This window comes from Herbaspirillum aquaticum, assembly GCF_002213425.1.
Lineage (GTDB): Bacteria > Pseudomonadota > Gammaproteobacteria > Burkholderiales > Burkholderiaceae_D > Herbaspirillum > Herbaspirillum aquaticum.
The window spans coordinates 94,392-113,800 of sequence record NZ_NJGV01000004.1 but is presented as its reverse complement, the minus strand read 5'-3'; the positions used below and the strand labels follow the sequence as shown (position 1 = coordinate 113,800).

Genomic DNA, 19,409 nt, shown 5'->3' with positions numbered 1-19,409 from the left:
GCGATGCACAGGCCTCAGCGCAGCAGCTCGTAAGGCCCGCCCTTCTCCAGCGCACGCTGGTAGGCCGGGCGCGCATGGATGGCTTCGAGGAACTTGAGCAGGTTGGGATAGCGCCCGTCGAGTCCGCCACGCGCGCGCATGCCCTCCACCGGGAAACTCATCTGGATGTCGGCCCCGGTGATGCTCTTGCCGGCGAACCAGCCGTCCTTCTCCAGTTCGGCCTCCATGTAGCGCATCTGCCGCTCGACCTGCGGTGCCACCACGCGGCTGCGCATGCCCTCGCCCAGCATCCGGGCGATCGGGCGGATCAGGGCCGGCACGGCCTTGGGCATCTTGCTGAAGATCAACCCCAGCAGCAGCCAGGGCATGGCCGAGCCCTCGGCGAAGTGCAGCCAGTAGCGGTAACGCAGGCGCTCGGGCGTGCCTGGCGCGGGCAGGAGGCCGCTGTCGGCGCCGTAGCGTTCGAGCAGGTATTCGACGATGTTGCCCGACTCGGCCACCGTCAGCTCGCCATCGGTGATGACGGGCGACTTGCCCAGCGGATGCACCTTCAGCAGCTCCGGCGGGGCCAGCATGGTCTTGGGGTCGCGCTGGTAGAACTTGATCTCGTAGTCCAGGCCCAGCTCTTCCAGCAGCCACAGCACGCGCTGGGAGCGGGAGTTGTTCAGGTGATGCACGGTGATCATGGCGCGGTCCTTGTAAAATGCGAAGCGACAACTCTAACACCATCAAGAAACCCGCCCCATGGCCGTCACGCCTCTTTACAAACAATTTGCCGACCAGCTCGCGGCCTCCATCCGCGAGGGCGTCTTGCGCCCGGGCGAGCGCATCGCCTCGGTGCGCATCGCCAGCCAGCAGCACAAGGTCAGCGTCACTACCGTGGTGCGCGCCTACGAACTGCTGGAAAGCCGGGGCATCATCGAGAGCCAGCCGCAGTCCGGCTACTTCGTGCGCGAACAGGCCGAGGCCCCGCCCCCTCCCGTGCTCAAGACGCCCTCCCAGGCCGATCACCCGGCCTGGCAGGAATCCACCGAGGTCGACGTCAGCCGCCTGGTGCTGGCGACCCTCAAGACCATCCAGCAGGACGGCACCGTGCCGCTGGGCTCACCCTATCCCAATCCGGCGCTGTTTCCTTCGCACCGGCTGGCGCAATATGCCGGCCGCATCGCGCGCCACGCCAGCCAGTCCAGCGTGTTCGACGACCTGCCCCCGGGCCACCCGGACCTGCTGCGCCAGATCGCGCGCCGCTATCTGGAAAACGGCCTCAAGGTCGATCCCGAAGAAATCGTCGTCACCGTCGGTGCCACCGAAGCCATCAATCTCTGCCTGCAAGCCGTGGCCCGTCCCGGCGACACCATCGCGGTGGAGACCCCGACCTTCTACGCCATGCTGCACGCCATCGAGCGCCTGGGCATGCGGGCACTGGAGATCCCGACCGATCCGCAGCGCGGCCTCGATGTCGGCGTGCTGGAAGAGCGGATGAAGACGCAGCCGGTGGCGGCCTGCATGGTGATGCCGAACTTCCAGAATCCGCTGGGTTTCCAGATGCCGGACAGCGAAAAGGAAAGACTGGTACGCCTGGCCGAACAGCACCAGATGCCATTGATCGAAAACGCCGTCTACAGCGAACTGTATTACGGCAATGCCCATCCCTCGTCGCTGAAGAACTATGACCGCCAGGGACTGGTGCTGCACTGTTCCTCGTTTTCCAAGAGCCTGACCTCGGCCTACCGCATCGGCTGGGCCATGCCGGGGCGCTATCGGGCGCAGGTGGAAAAACTCAAGTTCCTCAATACGCTGGCCACGCCCACCGCGCCCCAACGCGCCATCGCGGAATACCTCACGCAAGGCGGCTACGAACGCCACCTGCGGCGCGTGCGCCGTGCCTTCGCGCAGCAGCGCGACATGATGCGGCACTTCGTGCTGCGCTTCTTCCCGGCGGGCACGCAGGTGTCCGAGCCGCAAGGCGGATATGTGCTGTGGGTGGAGTTGCCCCAGGGGGTGGATGCAATGGAACTGTATCGCCGCAGCCTGGCGCTGGGGATCACGGTGGCTCCGGGGCGCATCTTTGCGGCGACCAACCGGTACAGTCATTTCATTCGGCTGAACTACAGCTATGCCTGGTCCAAGGAAACCGAACAGGCCTTGAAACTGGTAGGAAAACTGGTGGAAGAACTGGCGGCGTGAAATTGCAGGGCGACGCTGCGGCGCGCACCGTCGGGCGCGCCGCGTACTGCTTTTACTGAGGCGACACCAGCAAGCGCGCGCTGCCGGTCCCATCCTCATTCATCTCGACCTTCACCACCCCGGCTTCTTCCAGGGCCGACAGGAAACGCCGCAAGGTACTCATGCGCAATTGCGTGCGCTTGGACAAGCGCGCCAGCGACAGCGCCCCGCCCTCCTTCTCTTCGGCATCGGCCTGCAGGGTTTCCACGATCAGCAGCACTTCGGGCGGCACGCCCATCTGCTGCGCGCGGGCCTGCAGGTCGGTGTCCTCCTGGGCGGGCATGTCGGCCACACTCATGCCGGCCTCCATCAAGCTGCCGAACGCTGCACCGCCGAACGCGACAACAGCACCGGGATGGACTTGGAAGTAGGCGTGCGCGCCTTGTCGGCAAAGCTTTCCAGCGGCACCAGCGGATTGGTCTCGGGATAGTAACTGCCGATACAACCGCGCGGAATGTCATATTCCACCAGCAGGAAACCATCGGCCCGGCGCTCCACGCCGTCATCCCAGACGCTGGTGATGTCGACCCATTCACCATCCTTCAAACCCAGCATCTGCAGGTCTGCCGGGTTGATGAAGACCACGCGGCGCTGGCCGAACACGCCGCGATAACGGTCGTCCATGCCATAGATGGTGGTGTTGTACTGGTCGTGCGAACGGGTGGTCATCAAGGTCAGCAGCTTCTCGCCATGGATCGCGCGGGCGCGATGAATGGGCGTGTCCTTGGGGATCTCATGGACGATGAAGTTGGCCTTGCCGCTGCCGGTCTTCCAGACGCGATCGCGCGAGGCTACGCCCAGGTGGAAGCCGCCCGGATTGGCGATGCGCTCGTTGTAGCCCTTGAAGGCGTCATACACCTTCTCGATGGCGTCGCGGATGCGCGAATAATCTTCGGCGTACCACAGCCAGTCGATCTTGGGACCATTGTTGCGCGACTTCATGGTGGCCTCGGCCAGGTGCGCCACGATGGCCGTTTCCGACATCAGGTGTTCCGACGCCGGCTTGTTGATGCCGTAGGAGACGTGGACCATGCTCATCGAATCTTCCACCGTCACGCCCTGAGGACCGGACTTCTGCACGTCGATCTCGGTGCGGCCCATGGTCGGCAGGATCAGCGCATCCTTGCCATGCACCAGGTGGCTGCGGTTGAGCTTGGTGGTGATGTGCACCGTCAGGTTGCACGAACGCATGGCCTCGAAGGTGCGCGGCGTATCGGGCGTGGCCATGGCGAAGTTGCCGCCCAGGCCGATGAAGACCTTGGTGCGGCCTTCCAGCATGGCCATGACCGAACCGACCGTGTCATTGCCGTGATGGCGCGGGGCCTTGAAACCGAACACCTGTTCCAGGCGATCCAGGAAAGCCGGGGTCGGCTTCTCGTCGATGCCCACCGTACGGTCGCCCTGCACGTTGGAGTGGCCGCGCACCGGGCACAGGCCCGCGCCCTGGCGGCCGATGTTCCCGCGCAGCATCATCATGTTCGACAGCAGCTGGATGGTGGCCACCGCGTACTTGTGCTGGGTCAGGCCCATGCCCCAGGTGGCGATCACCGCTTTGCCCTTGACGTAGACTTGGGCCAGTTTCTCGATGTCCTCGCGGGAGACGCCGGACTCGGCCACGATGTCGTCCCAGCTTTCGGCACGCGCCTGGGCGGCGAATTCCTCGAAGCCGGCGGTATGCTCCTCGATGAACTTGACGTCGATCACGCGCTCGGCACCGGCCGCCTTGGCCGCGTCATCCAGTTCGATGGTGCGCTTGATGACGCCCTTGATCAGGGCCAGGTCACCGCCCAGCGTGGGGTGGATGAACATGGAACTGATGCGGGTGCTGCCCATGGTCAGCATCTCGACCTTGCTCTGCGGATCGGCAAAGCGTTCCAGGCCGCGTTCCTTCAAGGGGTTGATGGCCACGATGGTGGCGCCGCGCTTGGAGGCGTGGCGCAGCTCGCCCATCATGCGCGGGTGGTTGGTGGCCGGGTTCTGGCCGAACAGCAGCAGCGTGTCGCAATGATCGAAGTCTTCCAGCAGCACCGTGCCCTTGCCGATGCCCACCGTGCCCGGCAGGCCCACGCTGGTGGGCTCGTGGCACATGTTGGAGCAGTCGGGGAAATTGTTGGTGCCGTACTGGCGCACGAACAGCTGGAACAGGAAAGCCGCTTCGTTGCTGGCGCGGCCGGACACATAGAAGTCCGCCATGTCCGGATCGGGCAAGGCATTGAGGTGCTTGGCCATCAGCTCGAAGGCGGCCGACCAGTCGATCTTCCTGTACTTGTCGGTGGCGGCGTCATACACCATGGGATGGGTCAGGCGGCCGTGTTCTTCCAGCTCGTAATCCGATTGCTGCATCAGCTCGGTGACGGTGTGCTTCTCGAAGAACTCGGGGGTGACGCGCTTCTTGGTGGCTTCGGCGGCCACCGCCTTGACGCCGTTTTCGCAGAATTCGAAGGTGGAAGTGTGTTCGCGGTCCGGCCATGCGCAACCGGGGCAATCAAAGCCGTCAGGCTGGTTCTGCGACAACAGGGTACGCAAACCCTTGCCGTCGGCCACGTGTTCCTTGACCAGGTTCAGCGCCACGTATTTCAGTGCGCCCCAGCCGCCTGCGGGTTGATTGTATTGCTCGATTCTTGGTTTGGAAGGCATGATGTCTCGGGTCGGAGTGGAGTCCAGTGTAGGTGAAGTCTAGGTCACCCCGGCCCCGACCGGAATGCACAGGAAGCGCCGGCGGATTCAAGCACAGTGCCTTGCAAGCCGCATGCGCAAAGACTTCCCGACGATCTGTACATTAGCTGAAATCGCGGGTGTCCGCTTTTGTGTACCGTAACTGTCCGGTCGCTGTACTGTTATCCGTATGCCAATCTGTCCAGGTTCCTTCCAGCCCCGTGCTTGCCCCGCGCACTCAGTCCTGCTCAGTCGCGCTCAGTCATCCAGCGGCAATGCCAGCGTTTCCTTGATCTCTTCCATCACCACATAGCTCTTGGACTGCGCCGCTCCCGGCAGCTGCAGCAGGATGTCGCCCAGCAGCTTGCGGTATTCCGCCATGCCGCGGATGCGCGCCTTGATGAGGTAGTCGAAGTCGCCCGAGACCAGGTGGCATTCCTGCACTTCAGGAATGCGCAGCACCTCGCGACGGAACTGCTCGAACATGTTGCCGGACTTGTGATTGAGCGTGATCTCCACGAAGACCAGCAAGGTCGCCCCCAATGACTCGGGATTGACGCGCGCGTAATAGCCGCTGATGACGCCATCGCGCTCCATGCGCCTGACCCGTTCGATGCAGGGCGTGACCGACAGGCCGACCTGTTCGCCCAGCTCCTTCATGGAGATGCGGCCGTCCTTTTGCAGCACCGCCAGGATGCGGTGATCGAGCTTGTCGAGGGTGCGGATGGACTGTTGCTGGGTTCTCATGAAATTTTCCCGTTTCAGCGCGATTTTCATGAACCGTTCATGAAATCAGTAATAAATACGCGAACAAACACTATTTATTCACCCATATGATAGCTGAATCTTCTAATCCAACAGCCTTTTGCAGCGGCATCAACGAAACGGGGAGTTCAGCATGCGCGTCGTCATTCTTGGAAGCGGTGTCATCGGGGTCACCAGCGCCTGGTATCTGGCCAGGGCCGGTCACGATGTGACCGTGCTGGACCGCCAGCCCGGCCCCGCGCTGGAGACCTCGTTCGGCAATGCCGGCCAGATCTCTCCTGGCTACGCGTCGCCCTGGGCGGCTCCCGGCATTCCCCTGAAGGCCATCAAGTGGATGTTCCAGGAACACGCCCCGCTGGCCATCCGCCCGGACGGCACCTTGAACCAGCTGCGCTGGATGTGGCAGATGCTGCGCAACTGCAACGCCGAGCGCTACGCCGTCAACAAGGAGCGCATGGTGCGCCTGGCTGAATACAGCCGCGACTGCCTGCGCGACCTGCGTGCCGACGTCGGCATCCCCTATGAAGGCCGCCAGCAAGGCACGCTGCAACTGTTCCGCTCGCAAGAACAGCTCGACGGCGCCGCCAAGGACATCGCCGTGCTGCAGGAAGCCGGTGTCCCCTTCGAACTGCTGACCCCGGAACAACTGGGCGGTGCCGAACCGGCCCTGGAAAAGGTACGCGGCAAGCTCACCGGCGGCCTGCGCCTGCCCAATGACGAAACCGGCGACTGCCAGCTCTTCACCACCCGCCTGGCCAAGATGGCCGAACAACTGGGCGTGAAATTCCGCTATGGAGTCTCGATCGACGCCCTCACCATGGCCGGCGGCAAGATTGCCGGCGTGGTCTGCGGCAAGGAGCTGGTGCAAGCCGACAGCTATGTGGTCGCCCTGGGTTCCTACTCGCCGCAATTGCTGCGCGAAGTGCCGGGCCTGCCGGGCATCCCGGTGTATCCGCTCAAGGGTTACTCGATCACCGTGCCGATCACCGATGCATCGGCCGCTCCGGTCTCGACCATCCTCGACGAGACCTACAAGATCGCCGTGACCCGTTTCGACGACCGCATCCGCGTGGGCGGCATGGCCGAGATCGTCGGCTATGACACGGCCCTCAAGGCCAAGCGCCGCGCCACGCTGGAACTGGTGGTCAATGACCTGTTCCCCGGCGCGGGCGACACCAAGCAAGCCAGCTTCTGGACCGGCCTGCGCCCGATGACCCCGGATGGCACGCCCGTGGTCGGTGCCACCCCGGTCCCGAACCTGTACATCAACACCGGCCACGGCACGCTGGGCTGGACCATGTCCTGCGGTTCGGGCCAGCTGCTGGCCGACCTGATCTCGGGCCGCCGCCCTGCCATCGCCCATGAAGACCTGTCCGTGGCGCGCTACATGGCCTCGGGCAGCCCCGTGCAGACGCCGCGCCTGGCCGGGGCCTGATCGCCCCGTCGTGTATCGATAGTCTCTTCTGCATCCCTCGCAGAATGGTTGGCCGGAGTGAATTGCTCCGGCCTTTTTTATGCGCGCGCGGCCGGATGCGATGAGGGGACGTGTCCCGTCATCCGCTTGAACATGGTCGAAAACGTCGCCGGCTGTTCATAGCCCAGGTCATAGGCAATGGCCGTCACCGAATGCCCCAGCGCCAGCCGCGAAATCGCATTGACGATACAGGCGCGCAACCGCCATTGCTGGAAGCCCATCCCGGTCTGTGCCAGGAATTTGCGGGTGAAGCTGCGCTCGCTCATGTGCAATTGCGCCGCCCACTCGGCCGGACGCGAGCGGATCGACGGCGCCCGCATGAAATCCCGGCACAGCGCTCCCAGCTTCGCCTCCTGCGGCAGCGGCACATGCATGGGAATCTCGCGGGCCCGGCCGATCTCCTTGAGCAGCAAGTGCATCAGCGCCTCTTCCCGGCTGTGGGGGGCGTAGTGCGGATCGATGCGGGTGGCTTCGATGAGCAGCTCGCGCAGCAGCGGATGCACCTCCAGCACCTGGCAGGTCTGCGCGGCGCGCGGCGCCTGTTCGGGCTCGACGAAGGCGCTGCAGGTGGTGACCGGCAAGAGCATGCGGCTCTGGTGCTCGCGCCCGGAAGGAATCCACACCGCGTGCTGCGGCGGCACGACCCAGGCGCCGTCCTGCGTGACCACCTGCATCAGGCCGCCCAATCCGAAGAGCAACTGCGCCCGGCGATGGCTGTGCCAGGCCTGCAGCGACCCGCGCGCATAGTCGGCGCCGGCTGCCACCACGGGGCGGGCAATGCGGTCGACCCGGTCGATGGGCAGGGGGGAACGGGAGGGAGAAGGCTTGCGCATGGTCTGGTCCGGCTTGGCGTACATCCGAAGATGACTGCCCGATGATGGAAACTCCGCCACCGCGAAGCTCGCCGCGCAGGTTGGCGTAAATTCAAACATTCTTGACCCAACTACGAAAGTCAGTCAACCCGGCCTGCCCTACTGTACGGTTTTCCTCCAAGGTTTTCATCCATCGAGTTCGCCATGCCTCCTCCCCTCCTCTCCGGCATCCTGGTCGCGCTGATCTGGGGCGTACAGCCCGTGATCTCGCGCTACGGCTTCCAGCAAGGCTTGACGCCCCTGGATGCGACGCTGATGCGCTTTCTCACCAGCGGCGTGCTGATCCTGCCCTTCGCCTGGCGGCGCGGGCTGCGGGGCGCCTGCGGGGTCGGCTGGAAGCGCGGGCTGGTGCTGTTCCTGCTGTCGGGTCCCTTGTTCAGCCTGGTGCTGGTGGCGGGCGTGAACTACGCACCGGCTTCGCACGGCGCGCTGATCCATCCGGCCTTGACGCCCTTGTTCGGCATGGCGATCGGCCGCTACGCCCTCGGGCAGCGTGAACGCGTCTCCCTGTGGGGGGTGGCGCTGCTGCTGGCGGGGCTGGTGCTGGTGGCGCTCAATGGCATCCTCGCCAGTGGCGGGCTGGCGCCCGATGGGGCGTGGCGGGGCGACCTGCTGTTCGTGCTCTCGGCGCTGATGTGGTCGAGTTACCTGATGCTCAATCGGGCCTGGAAGATTGCGCCGCTGGATGCGGTGGCGCTGACGCAAGTGCTGTCTCTGGCCTGCATGCTGCTGGCACTGCCGTGGCTGGGCACGCAGACCTTCAGCAAGCCGGCGTCGGCGCTGCTGCTGCAGAGTGCCTATCACGGCGTGCTGGTCAGTATCGTCAGCGTGGCCTTGTTCAACTGGGTGGTCGCGCGCCTCGGCGTGAAGGCGCTCATGCTCAATGCCCTCTCGCCGCTGTTTGGCGTACTGGCCTCGGCGTGGATCCTGGGCGAGACGCTGTCGGTGTCGATGATGATCGGTGCCGTGGCCATCGTGGCCGGACTGGGCGTGACCATGACAAAGACGCGCCCGGTGCGCACACCGGGCCAGTGATGCGGGCGGCGCGCCTGCTGCCGATCAGGGCCGCACTGCCCCGTTGACCGCCAGATACACCGCGTACAACGAGGTGGTGGCAGTGATGAAGAGGCGATTGCCGCGCGGCCCGCCGAAGACCACATTGGACACCACTTCCGGAATCAGGATCTTGCCCAGCAAGGTGCCGTCGGGCGCATAGCAATGCACGCCATCGCCGGCCGAGGTCCAGATGTTGCCGTGGGCATCGAGCCGGAAACCGTCGGCCAGCCCTGGATCGATGGTCGCGAAGACCTCGCCGCCCTTGAGCGTGACGCCATCCACTACATCGAATACGCGGATATGATGCGGGCCGCCCGCGCGGTGGGTGAGACCGGTATCGGCGATGTAGAGGCGGCTTTCGTCGGTAGAGAAGGCCAGGCCATTCGGGCGCTCGAGGTCGCTGCTGACGATGCTGATGTCACCGCTGTCGCCATCGATGCGATAGACATTGCACGCACCGATTTCGCTCTCGGCCTGATAGCCTTCGTAATCGCTGTTGATGCCGTAATCCGGATCGGTGAACCAGATCGATCCATCGGACTTGACCACGACATCGTTCGGCGAATTGAGGCGCTTGCCCTGCCAGTGCGAGGCCAGGGTAGTGATGCTGCCATCGTGTTCGGTGCGCACCACGGCACGGCCACCGTGCAGGCAGCCGACGATGCGGCCTTCGCGGTCCAGCGTATTGCCGTTGTTGAAGTTGGAGGGCTGGCGAAATACACCCGCCCCCGCGCCCTCGGACCAGCGCATCAGGCGGTTGTTGGGGATGTCGCTCCAGATCAGTTCCTGCGTGGCCGGCAGCCACACCGGGCCTTCGGCCCAGCGGCAGCCATGGTAGAGACGATCGACCTGGGCGGTGTCGATGACCATGCGGCGAAAGCGCGCATCGAGATGCTGGAAGGGGGTATCGGGCAAGGACATGCGTTCTCCTTATCGGTGTAATTGACGCGGACGCCTCAGCGATACTGGCGCCGGCGGCCGGAACAGACGATCACGGCGATGATGATCAGGCCCGACAGCACCGAGCGTTCGCCCGCCGACAGGCCCACCACGTTCAACAGCGTATTGGTGAAATACAGGAACAGCGCCGCGCCCCAGATCCCGGCCACGCTGGGCCGGCCACCGGTGACGCTGGTGCCGCCGATGACCACCACGGCCACCGACATCAACAGGTATTCATTGCCCATATCGAGCGAGGCCCCACCCGAGAAACCGGCGATGAGCAAGGCGCACAGCGCCGCAAAGACCGCGCACAGCACGTAGCACAGGCAACGGATGCGTTCCACGCCGATGCCCGCCAGCCAGGCCGCGCGCGCATTCTGGCCGACCGCCGAGAGGAAGCGGCCGAACAACGTGCGTCCCAGGATCCAGGCCAGCCCCAGCGCCACGGCCAGTACCAGCCAGGCCAGTTGCGGAAGGTGCAGCAGCCATCCGGTTGCAAAGCTGGCCAGCAATTGCGGCGGCGTGATCTTGAGGCCCTGGCCCACATGAATCGCCAGCGACTGCAGGATGAAGGACGACGACATGGTCGCGATGATGGGTGGAATCTGCAGCAGGCGGATCAGCAGGTAATTAGCCAGCCCGACACCCATGCCCACCCCGAGCGTGACCAGCAGCCCGAGCAGGATGCCGCCATCCTCGCCGCCCATGGTGCGCAAGCCCAGCGCCCCGGCCAGCGCAATGGTGGAAGGAATGGAGAGATCGATATTGCCCGGCCCGGTGGTCACCACCAGCATCTGCCCCAGCCCCACCAGCACCATCAGCGCCCCGAATGAAAACGCCGACAACCCGATATTGAACGCCGCCTCCGGCCCCGCTACCACCAGCGTGGCCAGCCACAGCAAGGCCGCTCCCATGAAGGACCAGACCCAGGGCCGCTGCTGCAGCGCGGCCCCCATCGTTGCGCGAGCGGCGCTCATTGACGTTCTCCCCGTGCCGACAGCAGGATGCGCATCGACAACACGATGATCAGGATCGCGCCCTGCAAACCGATCTGCCACTTCGGCGCGATGTTGAGGAAAGACAGGAACGAGGCCGCAATCCCCAGCGTGATCGCACCCAGCGTGGCGCCGATGGGCGAGACCTTGCCGCCGATGAAACTGCCGCCCCCCAGGATCACGGCAGCAATCGAGATCAGCGTGTAGCGCTGGGCAATATTGGCATCGGCCGAAGTGGTGATGCCCACCAGCGTGAGCGCCGAGAGGATGCCCAGCACGCCGGCCAGCCCATACATCAGCGCCTTGGCGCGCACCACCGAACCGCCACTGCGCACGATGGCCTTGGGATTGCCGCCGGCACCGCGCAGCCGCACGCCCAGCGAGGAACGCATCAGGAACCAGTGTCCGCACAGCGCGATGACGACTGCATAGACGATGGGCGTGGGCACGACCGGAATGGCCAGGTTCATCACATCCTGAATCCATTGCGGCGTGGCGCCGCCCGGCATGGGCAGGAGGATCAGCGCCCAGCCGCCCCAGACGAAGGACAGGCCCAGCGTCACCACGATGGAAGGCAGGTCGAACAACTCCACCAGCGCGCCGATGGCCGCATACAGCAGCACGCAGGCCACCAGCGCCGCCACGCCCAGCAGCGGACGTTCCGGCAACCAGGTCACGGCGATGCAGGAGACCAGGCTGATGAAGGCACCGATGGACAGATCCAGGTCATTGACGGCGATGATGCACAGCTGCGCCATGCTCGCCAGGATCATCGGCACGGCCAGATTCAACAGCAGGCCCAGGCCGAAATAACTCATCGTATTGGGATTGATCCAGAAGATCGGTGCCAGCACTACGGCCAGCGTGGCCATGGGCAGCAGCAGGGTCTGGATCTCGTGGCGCGACAGCAGGCCGCTGCGCGCGCGCACGGTGGTGCGGGCAAGCGTAGTCATGCGCGGGCTCCTTCGAGAGGGGATGTGACGGTGCCGCCATCGGCGCGCACGTTGCCGAAGGAAGCGGCGATGATGCGTTCCTCCGAGAGTTCATGGCGGGCCAGTTTCAGGGTCACCTGCTGCTGGTAGAAGACGTAGGTCGCATCGCAGTATTCCAGCTCGTCGTTCTCGGTGGTGTACCAGACGAAGCTGCGGCCGCGCGCCGCTTCTGCGCGGATGAGGCGATACATGTCGACCTTGGTGCCGAAGTCCACGCCGCGCATGGGATCGTCCATCAGGATCAGTTCCGCATCCGACGACAAGGCCCGCGCAAACAGCACCTTCTGCTGGTTGCCACCGGACAGCGAGAGGATATTGTTGGACAGGTCCGGCGTGCGGATGGCCACGCGTTCGTGCCACTGGCGGCCCAGTTCGGCTTCGGCGGCACGATCGACCACGCCGCCGCGCGCCAGATGCGGCAGCTCGCGGATGCTCAGGTTGTGCAGGATGCTCCACAGCGGGAAGTTGCCATCCCGTGCGCGATCCCCGGCCACGAAGGCCACGCGCATCTTGCCCCGATATTGCTCGAAGAGCCGGATCAGCATCTCGGTCTGCCCCTGCCCTGCCAGCCCGGACAATCCGACCACCTGGCCACGGCGCACGCCCAGCGCGCGCACCGGCGAGGAGGCCGGCAGCGTCACTTCGAGCAGTTGCTGGCTTTGTGCGTCGGCGGACTCGGATTCCTGCTGGGCCTGCTGTTCGGCCTGACGCTCGATCTGCTTCTGGTCGGCGTGGCCCATGGCGTGGACCAGCGCATCACGCGTGAGATGGGCGGTGTGGTCCTGCAAGACCAGCTGTCCATCGCGCATGACGGCGATGCGATTGCAGCAGTCAAAGATCTCGCCCAGCATGTGCGAGATGAACACCAGGCTCATGCCGTCTTCAAGACGCCGCCGGATGTAGGCCGTGAGCCGCGCCGCCGTTTGCGCATCGAGACTGGAGGTGGGTTCATCGAGGATGAGCAGGCGCACCGGCGCATCGACCACCGTGAAGGCGCAGGCGATTTCCACCATCTGGCGCTGGGTGATGCTGAGTTCACCGACGATGCGATCGGGATGGATGCCATGGCCGGGGAAGATCTCATCGAGCTTCTCCGTCACCAGCCGGCGCGCGCGACGCCGCCAGCCCCAGCCTTTGAGCTGCGGATGGAACACGCAGAGGTTTTCGGCCACGTTGAGGTTCTGGCACAGGGACAATTCCTGGAAGACGCAACGCACGCCCAGCCGGTAGGCGGCCTGCGTGGTGTAATTGTCCCGGGCCTGACCGTCGATGATGATCTGGCCTTCGTCACCGGGCAGCACGCCGGCCAGCACGTTCATGAGGGTGGACTTGCCGGCGCCGTTGTGGCCGACCAGGCCCCAGCATTCACCGGGCTGGATGTCCACGCTCACATCTTGCAGCGCCTTGACGGGACCAAAGGACTTGCGGATATGCGACAGGCTGCACAAGGCGGCCGAGGGGGGATGGCTGGCGTTCACGCTGGATCACCTGTGTTCTTGAGGCAGTGGATGCGCCCATGGCCCGCGCGCCGCCTTCAGCGAGGCGGTCTGCGCGGGGACGGGACAGGACTTACTTGGACTTCGGCGTATCGAGCAGTTTGACGGTATCGGCCTGGGAGAAGCCGATATCCGCCACCCCGCCCTGCGGCGTCTTGGCCAGGGCATCCGGCAGTTGTTCCGGGGTCAGGTAGAGCAGCGGCGCGACGATATCGACATCCTTGGGGATCTTCTTTCCGGCCAGCACCTGCTGTGCCACCCAGAAGGCCACCGTCACCGCACCAGGCGGATTGGAAGCGGAATAGGTCTTGTAGCCGCTGGGGATCTGGGTCTTCCACCATTGCAGTTCGTCCTCGCGGTTGCCGAGGATGATGATGGGCAGTTCGCGGTTGGCGGCCTTGAAGGCTTGCGCCACGCCGAAGCCATCACCGCCCTGGGTGACCACGCCATCGATCTTGGGCAGGGTCGGCAGGATGCCGGCCACGGCCTTCTGGGCCACCGTCTGCGCCCAGTCGCCGTTGACGGAGCCGACGATCTTGAGGCCCGGATGCTTCTTGAGGCCATCCATGATGCCGGCGTGGATTTCGCCATCGACCGATACCCCGGCCAGGCCGCGGATTTCAAGGATGTTGCCTTTGCCGTTGAGACGCTCGGCGAGGTAGTCGACCTGGCGTTCGCCCATCTTGCGGAAATCGAAGGTAACGCGATAGGCGCAGGGCTCGGTGACCACGCCGTCATAGGAGACCACCACCACGCCGGCGGCGCAGGCTTTCTTGATGGTGCCGTTGAGGGCCGTGGGAGAGGCGGCATCGACCACGATGGCCTTGTAGCCTTGCAGGATCAGGTTCTGGATCTGCTGGGCCTGTTCGGTGGGCTGGTTCTCGGAGGTGGTGAAGGCGGGAGCGGCGGCCACCAGCTTGCGTTTGACGGCATCGTCGGCGGTCGCGGCCCAGGTCTTGAGCATGGACTGGCGCCAGGCATTGGCTGCGTAGTTGTTGGACAGGGCGATCTTGGCTTGCGAGGTATCGCCGGTGGCGACTTGCGCGTTGGCATGGCCGGTGCCGAGGATGAGGGTGGCCGAAGTGGCTGCGATGGCCGCGAGATGCAGCCCGACGCCGCGGCGCCGTACAGATGCGTTCATATTGTCTCCGTTGTTGGCTATCAAAGCGGACTTGCTGCGCGTCCGCGTTTTGCTGCTAATTCTTCTTATATGAAACGATGGCCTCGTCGTTCAGAGGTCAACTTGTATGACGATTTATTCTAGAGAGCAGGGTCAGGGATGTCAAATGGTCAGACCACATGGCCGGACGCTGAGATAGGAGTGGGGTTTTGGGGGATTGGTTCTCGCGGGGTGGGTGGACTGCGGGACTTGTGAGGATTTGAGATGAAGGGGGATATGAATTTTCTGACTTTGTCGGGCTGCTATCGGGGTGCAGAGCTTCATATCGGCATTTCACGCGTCGGGGAGCGCTGGTGGGCGCTGCCGGGAAAGAATGTTCATTTCATTGCGCCAGCGTTAATCCGGAGACATCCGGTTCGGGCGGCCTCCAGATATCGGTCTTCCAGCAGCGGTACTGAATCGGGAGATGGCGGCCGCAAGTGGCTTGGGGAAGCGATAGGTCCCGGTCGAAATATTGGGAAATGAAATACTCTCGACCTTGAGCGACCTGGCCACCTGCAGGCAGGCGAGATAAGTCTTCCGCAGAAGCTCAGGCTCGCCCTTTTCGCCGCCCTGCCAGGTCGGCCCAACGGCGTGAATGACGTATTTCGCGGGCAGCTTTCCGGCGGTCGTGACGACAGCATCCCCCACGCTGCATCCTCCTTGCCGGGCTCTGATTTTCTTGCATTCATCCAGTATGTCCGGCCCACCTTTACGGTGGATGGCACCGTCGACACCGCCGCCTCCCAGCAACGAGCTGTTGGCAGCGTTGACGATGACGTCAGCCGGAATGAGGGTGATGTCCCCTCTGGCGATATTCATTTCAATCATTGGAACATCCTCGATAGCTGATTGGATTTTCTCTGCATCGATCTTCGATGTCATCCGGCTTTCTCTTCGAACGCTGGCCTCAGGTTTGTGGAAACATTCCTCGCCGTCGAGGGCCTGCAAAGTCACCCGTGCGGCTGACAAATATTGGCCAGTTCCCTACCAGGGAGTCTCCGAAATGCCCCGTCAGGAGGTATTTCTCAGATTGATAAGGAAAATACCAGCCATCACTCTCTTCCCGAATATGCGATTCCAATAGCGCGTAGGTAACACCGTCCGATGCTTTGGAAAGTTGTTCAAGATGAGTCAATGCCATTCGCTTTGCGACTGCAAAATCAATGCTCAGTGCACCAGACACACCTCCCGCAAGCAAGCCAATTGCCGAGTGTGCACCTGCCCGATAAGCACCACCTTCTTTCCACTTCTCCGCTTCAGCACTCAACGCATCAGATTGAGCCTGATCTCCATCCTGCGCAGCCTGAATGGCCGCTAGCCTTAGCTCCTTCTCTTTCTGGTCTGCATAGGTGCCCACCATCTTTGCCGCCTGCTGCCCAAACGCCTGCGTAATCTTCGCCTGCGCCTCCACATCCTCACGCAGCTGATTGCCATCCCAGTTCTTCGTCAGGCTATTGCTGCTGTCCTTGACTTCGGCGCGATTGCTGCTGTCCCAGGTGATTTTTTCCTGAGAGGTCTCATGCACCGTGGACAGGTTCACATCCCGCTGCGCAACCAACGTCACATTGTCCGCAGAGGTGCTGCTGGCCTTGAGATTGATGTCTCGCCCGGCCACGGCAGTGAGCGAGCCATTGGTCTCGGACACCGACATCGACGCATTCTGGTTGATGTTGGTCCCGCTGGTGACCGCATTGGCCGTCGCTACCGTAGTGGCAGCGCTGTTGATGTCTCGACCGGCACTGGCCACCAGCGTATTGCGCGCGTCAATGGTGCCGCCGATGTTGTTGATGTCCTGTGCGGCCGCCACCGTCACCGCACTGCCGCTGACACGCCCACCCAGGTTCTGCACGTTGTTGCCCGCCAGCGAAACACTCTGCCGCCCCGCAATCGTGCCACCGCTGTTGACGATATCCTGCGCCGCCTGGAAGGCCACATCATTGCCCGCGATCAGCGTGCCCTGTCCGGTCACCTGCACATTGGAGGCGTGCATGTACACCTGCGGCACCAGCACTTCCTGCGTGCTGCCATCGGCCAGCGTGACCGTCTGCTTGACCAGCCAGACGATGTCCGTCTTCAGCTCCGCAATCTGCGCATCGGTCAGCGCCACGCCCAGCGTATAGCGCTGCGATTGCGCCACCTGCAGGCCCGCGTTCATCAAGGCCTGGTATTGCGCTTCATTGCTGCTGTATCCGGCCAGATACCGTTGGCCGGTGATCTGCTGCACCTAGCGCTGAATCAGTTGCCTGCGGTACACCCTGAAATTCAAGATTGAAGGGATTTGACTGCTAAAAGAGAGGTAAAGCACTCATGGTCGGCCTCTGATTGGCCTAGTCAAGCCACCAATAAACGAGAGATAACCCGAATAGAAACATCAATAATTTAATCCATACTACAAAATCTCTGTTATCTACTATTTTTATCTCACCTTCTATCAAATATTTTTAGAAGAAAAGTCTGTGACAGCAAAACCAATACCAATACTTTCCAAGATTACCTGTACATGAGAAAAAAAATTCCGACACTCCTCTATTGGGGGAAACTTACAGTAAATATTAATCACCAGATTTTTCCCTATAGCTGAGGGGAAAGAGGAATATATCTCTGAACTCTCTATATACCTAATATACGTATTTATTTTTTCTTGAAGTGCTAGTAAATGCGATTCGGTTTCTTCCCCCCAACCCAAATGATCTGAAATTATTAAATTAACGGAACCAGTTTCTGAATTGGTTCCGATAGAATCAATCACATCTTTATCTAACACTGACATTTAAGGTCCAATAGTTGGTTTTTGCCCAGGCCTAACAATCTGCACATCTGTTGGAGGTATTACGGTCCCGCCTGGAAATCCTGGTTTCCCATTTCCTACAACGACCGCACCGGTCTTCTTTATCTCAGGGAAACCAACTGTTTGATTAGGCGTCAGCGGAGCACTTGCTGAACCCTTGCATTCAAGGCACACCACTTGTCCCGACGGGCTAGTTCCAATGATATCAATTCGGGTATTTACTCCTGATTTAGTCTTTACGGTTACTTGCTGGACCGCATCTGGCATCTGCATTTGAACATCTTGAAATACCGATTTCTCAAACGCAGCCCCATTTTCCTTATTTATCTGCAACTGGGTCAACCGATTACTAGTGGGCACTGAGCTATTTGCCGAAGCACCTGTCACACTGTCCACACCTGATTTCCCTACTGCTGATGAATCCGTTGAAATTTTCGGCGAATCCAAATTACCGGCAGCACTTCTCTTCAGAACTCCCTCTTCTGCACCCATCAAAACTTTAGGTAGGTACTTCCCCAACACCTGAATCAAAGCGCGCTTCCCCGCCTCAACCCCAATTTCTTCCAATGAAAAGCGCTCGCCTGGATAGGTCTCAATATCGAAAGATGCAATTACGCGCGCGCCTTCCGTCGAACGATAAGCACCAAACAGGGCTTGATTACACCACCACGCGTGTGCTGGCCCGTCCGCAAGACCTGTCCACGGGACGGCTGGTGCTCAGTGTGGTGCCGGGTCGCGTGCGGCACATCCGCTTTGCGCCCGACGCCGATGCGCGCGGGACTGCCTTCAACGCCCTGCCCGTCAGCCCGGGCGAGATCCTCAACCTGCGCGATATCGAACAGGGTCTGGAAAATTTTAAGCGCCTGCCGACCGTGCAGGCCGACATCAAGATCACGCCCTCCGAAGACGAGGGCGCCCAGGCGGGTGACAGCGACCTGGTGATCCAGTACCAGCAGGCCTTCCCCTTCCATCTCACGGCGAGCCTGGACGATGGCGGCGCCAAGGCCACCGGCAAATACCTGGCCGGGCTGACATTGGCCTATGACAATTGGTGGACCCTCAATGACCTCTTCTACGTGAGCATGAGCCGCAGCCTGAACCACTATGGCGACCATGGCAGCCAGGCCTATACGCTGCATTACTCCCTGCCTTGGGGCAACTGGATGGCAGGAGTGACGATGTCGGGCAACCGCTATCACCAGACCGTGGCCGGGGCTTTCGAGAACTTCGTCTACAGCGGCCGCTCGGAAACCACCGAGCTGAAGCTGTCGCGCCTCATCCATCGCGATGCGGCCAGCAAGACCACGGTGTTTGGCAAGGGCTTGCTGCGCAAGGCCTACAACGCCATCGATGACCTGGAGATCGGGGCCCAGCAGCGCCGCACCAGTGCCTGGGAAGCGGGCGTGAATCATCGCCAGTACCTGGGCGACACCATTGCCGACGCCACGCTGTCGTGGCGGCGTTCGCTCGATACGCAAGGCGCCGAGCCCGCCTCGCCCTTCGACCTGCCACAGCTGGGCAGGCGCTACGGCCTGTGGCTGCTGGATGCATCGGTCAATGCGCCGTTCCAGCTCGCTGGTGCGCACTGGCGCTACAACTCCACGCTGCGCGCGCAGTGGAACCGGGGCAGCCTGCCGCCGCAAGACCAGTTCTCCATCGGTGGCCGCTATACGGTGCGCGGCTTTGACGGCGAGCTGACCCTGCAGGCGGAACGCGGCTGGTTCCTGCGCAATGAACTCGCACTCGGCCTGGGCGAGAGTGGCCAGGAATTGTTCGCCGGTGTCGATACCGGCGAGGTAGCGGGCCCGACCGCGCGCTTCCTCACCGGCCAGCGGCTCACCGGCGCTGCGCTGGGCTTGCGCGGCAGCGTGGCCAAGCTGAACTACGACATGTTCGTGGCCACGCCCCTGGCCAAGCCGCAGGGTTTCCAGACGGCCGCCGTCACGGGCGGCTTCAATCTGCAATGGTCCTTCTGAACGCGGGCGC

The 19,409-nt window shown here is 62.7% G+C and carries 18 protein-coding genes; 4 read left to right on the top strand and 14 right to left on the bottom strand.

Translation table 11 applies throughout. The features are described from left to right. Positions 1–14: 14 nt before the first annotated feature. Entirely contained in the window at positions 15–686 is a 672-nt protein-coding gene (locus tag CEJ45_RS05105) for a glutathione S-transferase family protein (RefSeq protein WP_088754126.1), read from the bottom strand. Positions 687–744: 58 nt separating this feature from the next. On the opposite strand from CEJ45_RS05105, the gene CEJ45_RS05100 reads away from it, so the two are divergent. Then, on the top strand, positions 745–2,187 hold the full coding sequence (locus CEJ45_RS05100) for an aminotransferase-like domain-containing protein (protein WP_088754125.1): 1,443 nt from the start codon (positions 745–747) through the stop codon (positions 2,185–2,187). 52 nt (positions 2,188–2,239) lie between these two features. Here the strand turns inward: CEJ45_RS05100 and CEJ45_RS05095 are convergent, their stop codons facing one another. The 3 genes from CEJ45_RS05095 to CEJ45_RS05085 form a co-directional block, all read right to left on the bottom strand. Continuing rightward, the gene (locus CEJ45_RS05095) at positions 2,240–2,524 is read right to left on the bottom strand and encodes a helix-turn-helix domain-containing protein (RefSeq protein ID WP_241517279.1); all 285 of its coding nucleotides are present in this window, start codon (positions 2,522–2,524) and stop codon (positions 2,240–2,242) included. Between the two features lie 11 nt (positions 2,525–2,535). Next, entirely contained in the window at positions 2,536–4,863 is a 2,328-nt protein-coding gene (locus tag CEJ45_RS05090; RefSeq protein ID WP_088754123.1) for an FdhF/YdeP family oxidoreductase, read from the bottom strand. A 276-nt stretch (positions 4,864–5,139) separates the two neighbouring features. Next, the gene (locus CEJ45_RS05085; protein WP_026051927.1) at positions 5,140–5,628 is read right to left on the bottom strand and encodes an Lrp/AsnC ligand binding domain-containing protein; all 489 of its coding nucleotides are present in this window, start codon (positions 5,626–5,628) and stop codon (positions 5,140–5,142) included. A 151-nt stretch (positions 5,629–5,779) separates the two neighbouring features. On the opposite strand from CEJ45_RS05085, the gene CEJ45_RS05080 reads away from it, so the two are divergent. Next, positions 5,780–7,081, top strand: a complete 1,302-nt coding sequence (locus tag CEJ45_RS05080) for a D-amino acid dehydrogenase (protein WP_088754122.1) — start codon at positions 5,780–5,782, stop codon at positions 7,079–7,081. 77 nt (positions 7,082–7,158) lie between these two features. Here the strand turns inward: CEJ45_RS05080 and CEJ45_RS05075 are convergent, their stop codons facing one another. Further along, complete coding sequence (locus CEJ45_RS05075) at positions 7,159–7,953, bottom strand: AraC family transcriptional regulator (protein ID WP_088754302.1); 795 nt, start codon at positions 7,951–7,953, stop codon at positions 7,159–7,161. Positions 7,954–8,136: 183 nt separating this feature from the next. On the opposite strand from CEJ45_RS05075, the gene CEJ45_RS05070 reads away from it, so the two are divergent. After that, a complete protein-coding gene (locus CEJ45_RS05070) occupies positions 8,137–9,027 on the top strand; it encodes a DMT family transporter (protein ID WP_088754121.1) in 891 nt (296 codons plus the stop codon). Positions 9,028–9,051: 24 nt separating this feature from the next. Here CEJ45_RS05070 and CEJ45_RS05065 read toward each other — a convergent pair whose 3' ends face one another. The 9 genes from CEJ45_RS05065 to CEJ45_RS24460 form a co-directional block, all read right to left on the bottom strand. Next, entirely contained in the window at positions 9,052–9,969 is a 918-nt protein-coding gene (locus tag CEJ45_RS05065; RefSeq protein ID WP_088754120.1) for an SMP-30/gluconolactonase/LRE family protein, read from the bottom strand. A gap of 35 nt (positions 9,970–10,004) precedes the next feature. Beyond that, positions 10,005–10,967, bottom strand: a complete 963-nt coding sequence (locus tag CEJ45_RS05060; RefSeq protein WP_088754119.1) for an ABC transporter permease — start codon at positions 10,965–10,967, stop codon at positions 10,005–10,007. Then, positions 10,964–11,938, bottom strand: coding sequence for an ABC transporter permease (locus CEJ45_RS05055; RefSeq protein WP_088754118.1), 975 nt, complete (start codon positions 11,936–11,938; stop codon positions 10,964–10,966). Before CEJ45_RS05055 ends, CEJ45_RS05060 begins: the two co-directional genes overlap by 4 nt. Continuing rightward, complete coding sequence (locus CEJ45_RS05050; protein ID WP_088754117.1) at positions 11,935–13,455, bottom strand: ATP-binding cassette domain-containing protein; 1,521 nt, start codon at positions 13,453–13,455, stop codon at positions 11,935–11,937. Before CEJ45_RS05050 ends, CEJ45_RS05055 begins: the two co-directional genes overlap by 4 nt. Positions 13,456–13,546: 91 nt before the next feature. Beyond that, complete coding sequence (locus CEJ45_RS05045) at positions 13,547–14,614, bottom strand: ABC transporter substrate-binding protein (protein ID WP_088754116.1); 1,068 nt, start codon at positions 14,612–14,614, stop codon at positions 13,547–13,549. 375 nt (positions 14,615–14,989) lie between these two features. Beyond that, positions 14,990–15,517, bottom strand: a complete 528-nt coding sequence (locus CEJ45_RS05040) for a macro domain-containing protein (protein ID WP_241517278.1) — start codon at positions 15,515–15,517, stop codon at positions 14,990–14,992. Between the two features lie 25 nt (positions 15,518–15,542). Beyond that, positions 15,543–16,859 carry a YrhB domain-containing protein gene (locus tag CEJ45_RS05035; protein ID WP_088754115.1) on the bottom strand — a complete coding sequence of 439 codons (1,317 nt, stop codon included), beginning with the start codon at positions 16,857–16,859 and terminating at the stop codon, positions 15,543–15,545. A gap of 207 nt (positions 16,860–17,066) precedes the next feature. After that, on the bottom strand, positions 17,067–17,405 hold the full coding sequence (locus tag CEJ45_RS24465; protein WP_141106960.1) for a DUF6572 domain-containing protein: 339 nt from the start codon (positions 17,403–17,405) through the stop codon (positions 17,067–17,069). Further along, positions 17,406–17,990 (bottom strand): hypothetical protein, encoded by a 585-nt coding sequence (locus CEJ45_RS24460; protein ID WP_141106959.1) that lies wholly within the window; start codon positions 17,988–17,990, stop codon positions 17,406–17,408. Between the two features lie 107 nt (positions 17,991–18,097). Between CEJ45_RS24460 and CEJ45_RS05030 the strand changes: the two genes are divergently transcribed. Beyond that, the gene (locus CEJ45_RS05030) at positions 18,098–19,399 is read left to right on the top strand and encodes a ShlB/FhaC/HecB family hemolysin secretion/activation protein (RefSeq protein ID WP_241517277.1); all 1,302 of its coding nucleotides are present in this window, start codon (positions 18,098–18,100) and stop codon (positions 19,397–19,399) included. The last annotated feature ends 10 nt before the right edge of the window (positions 19,400–19,409 follow it).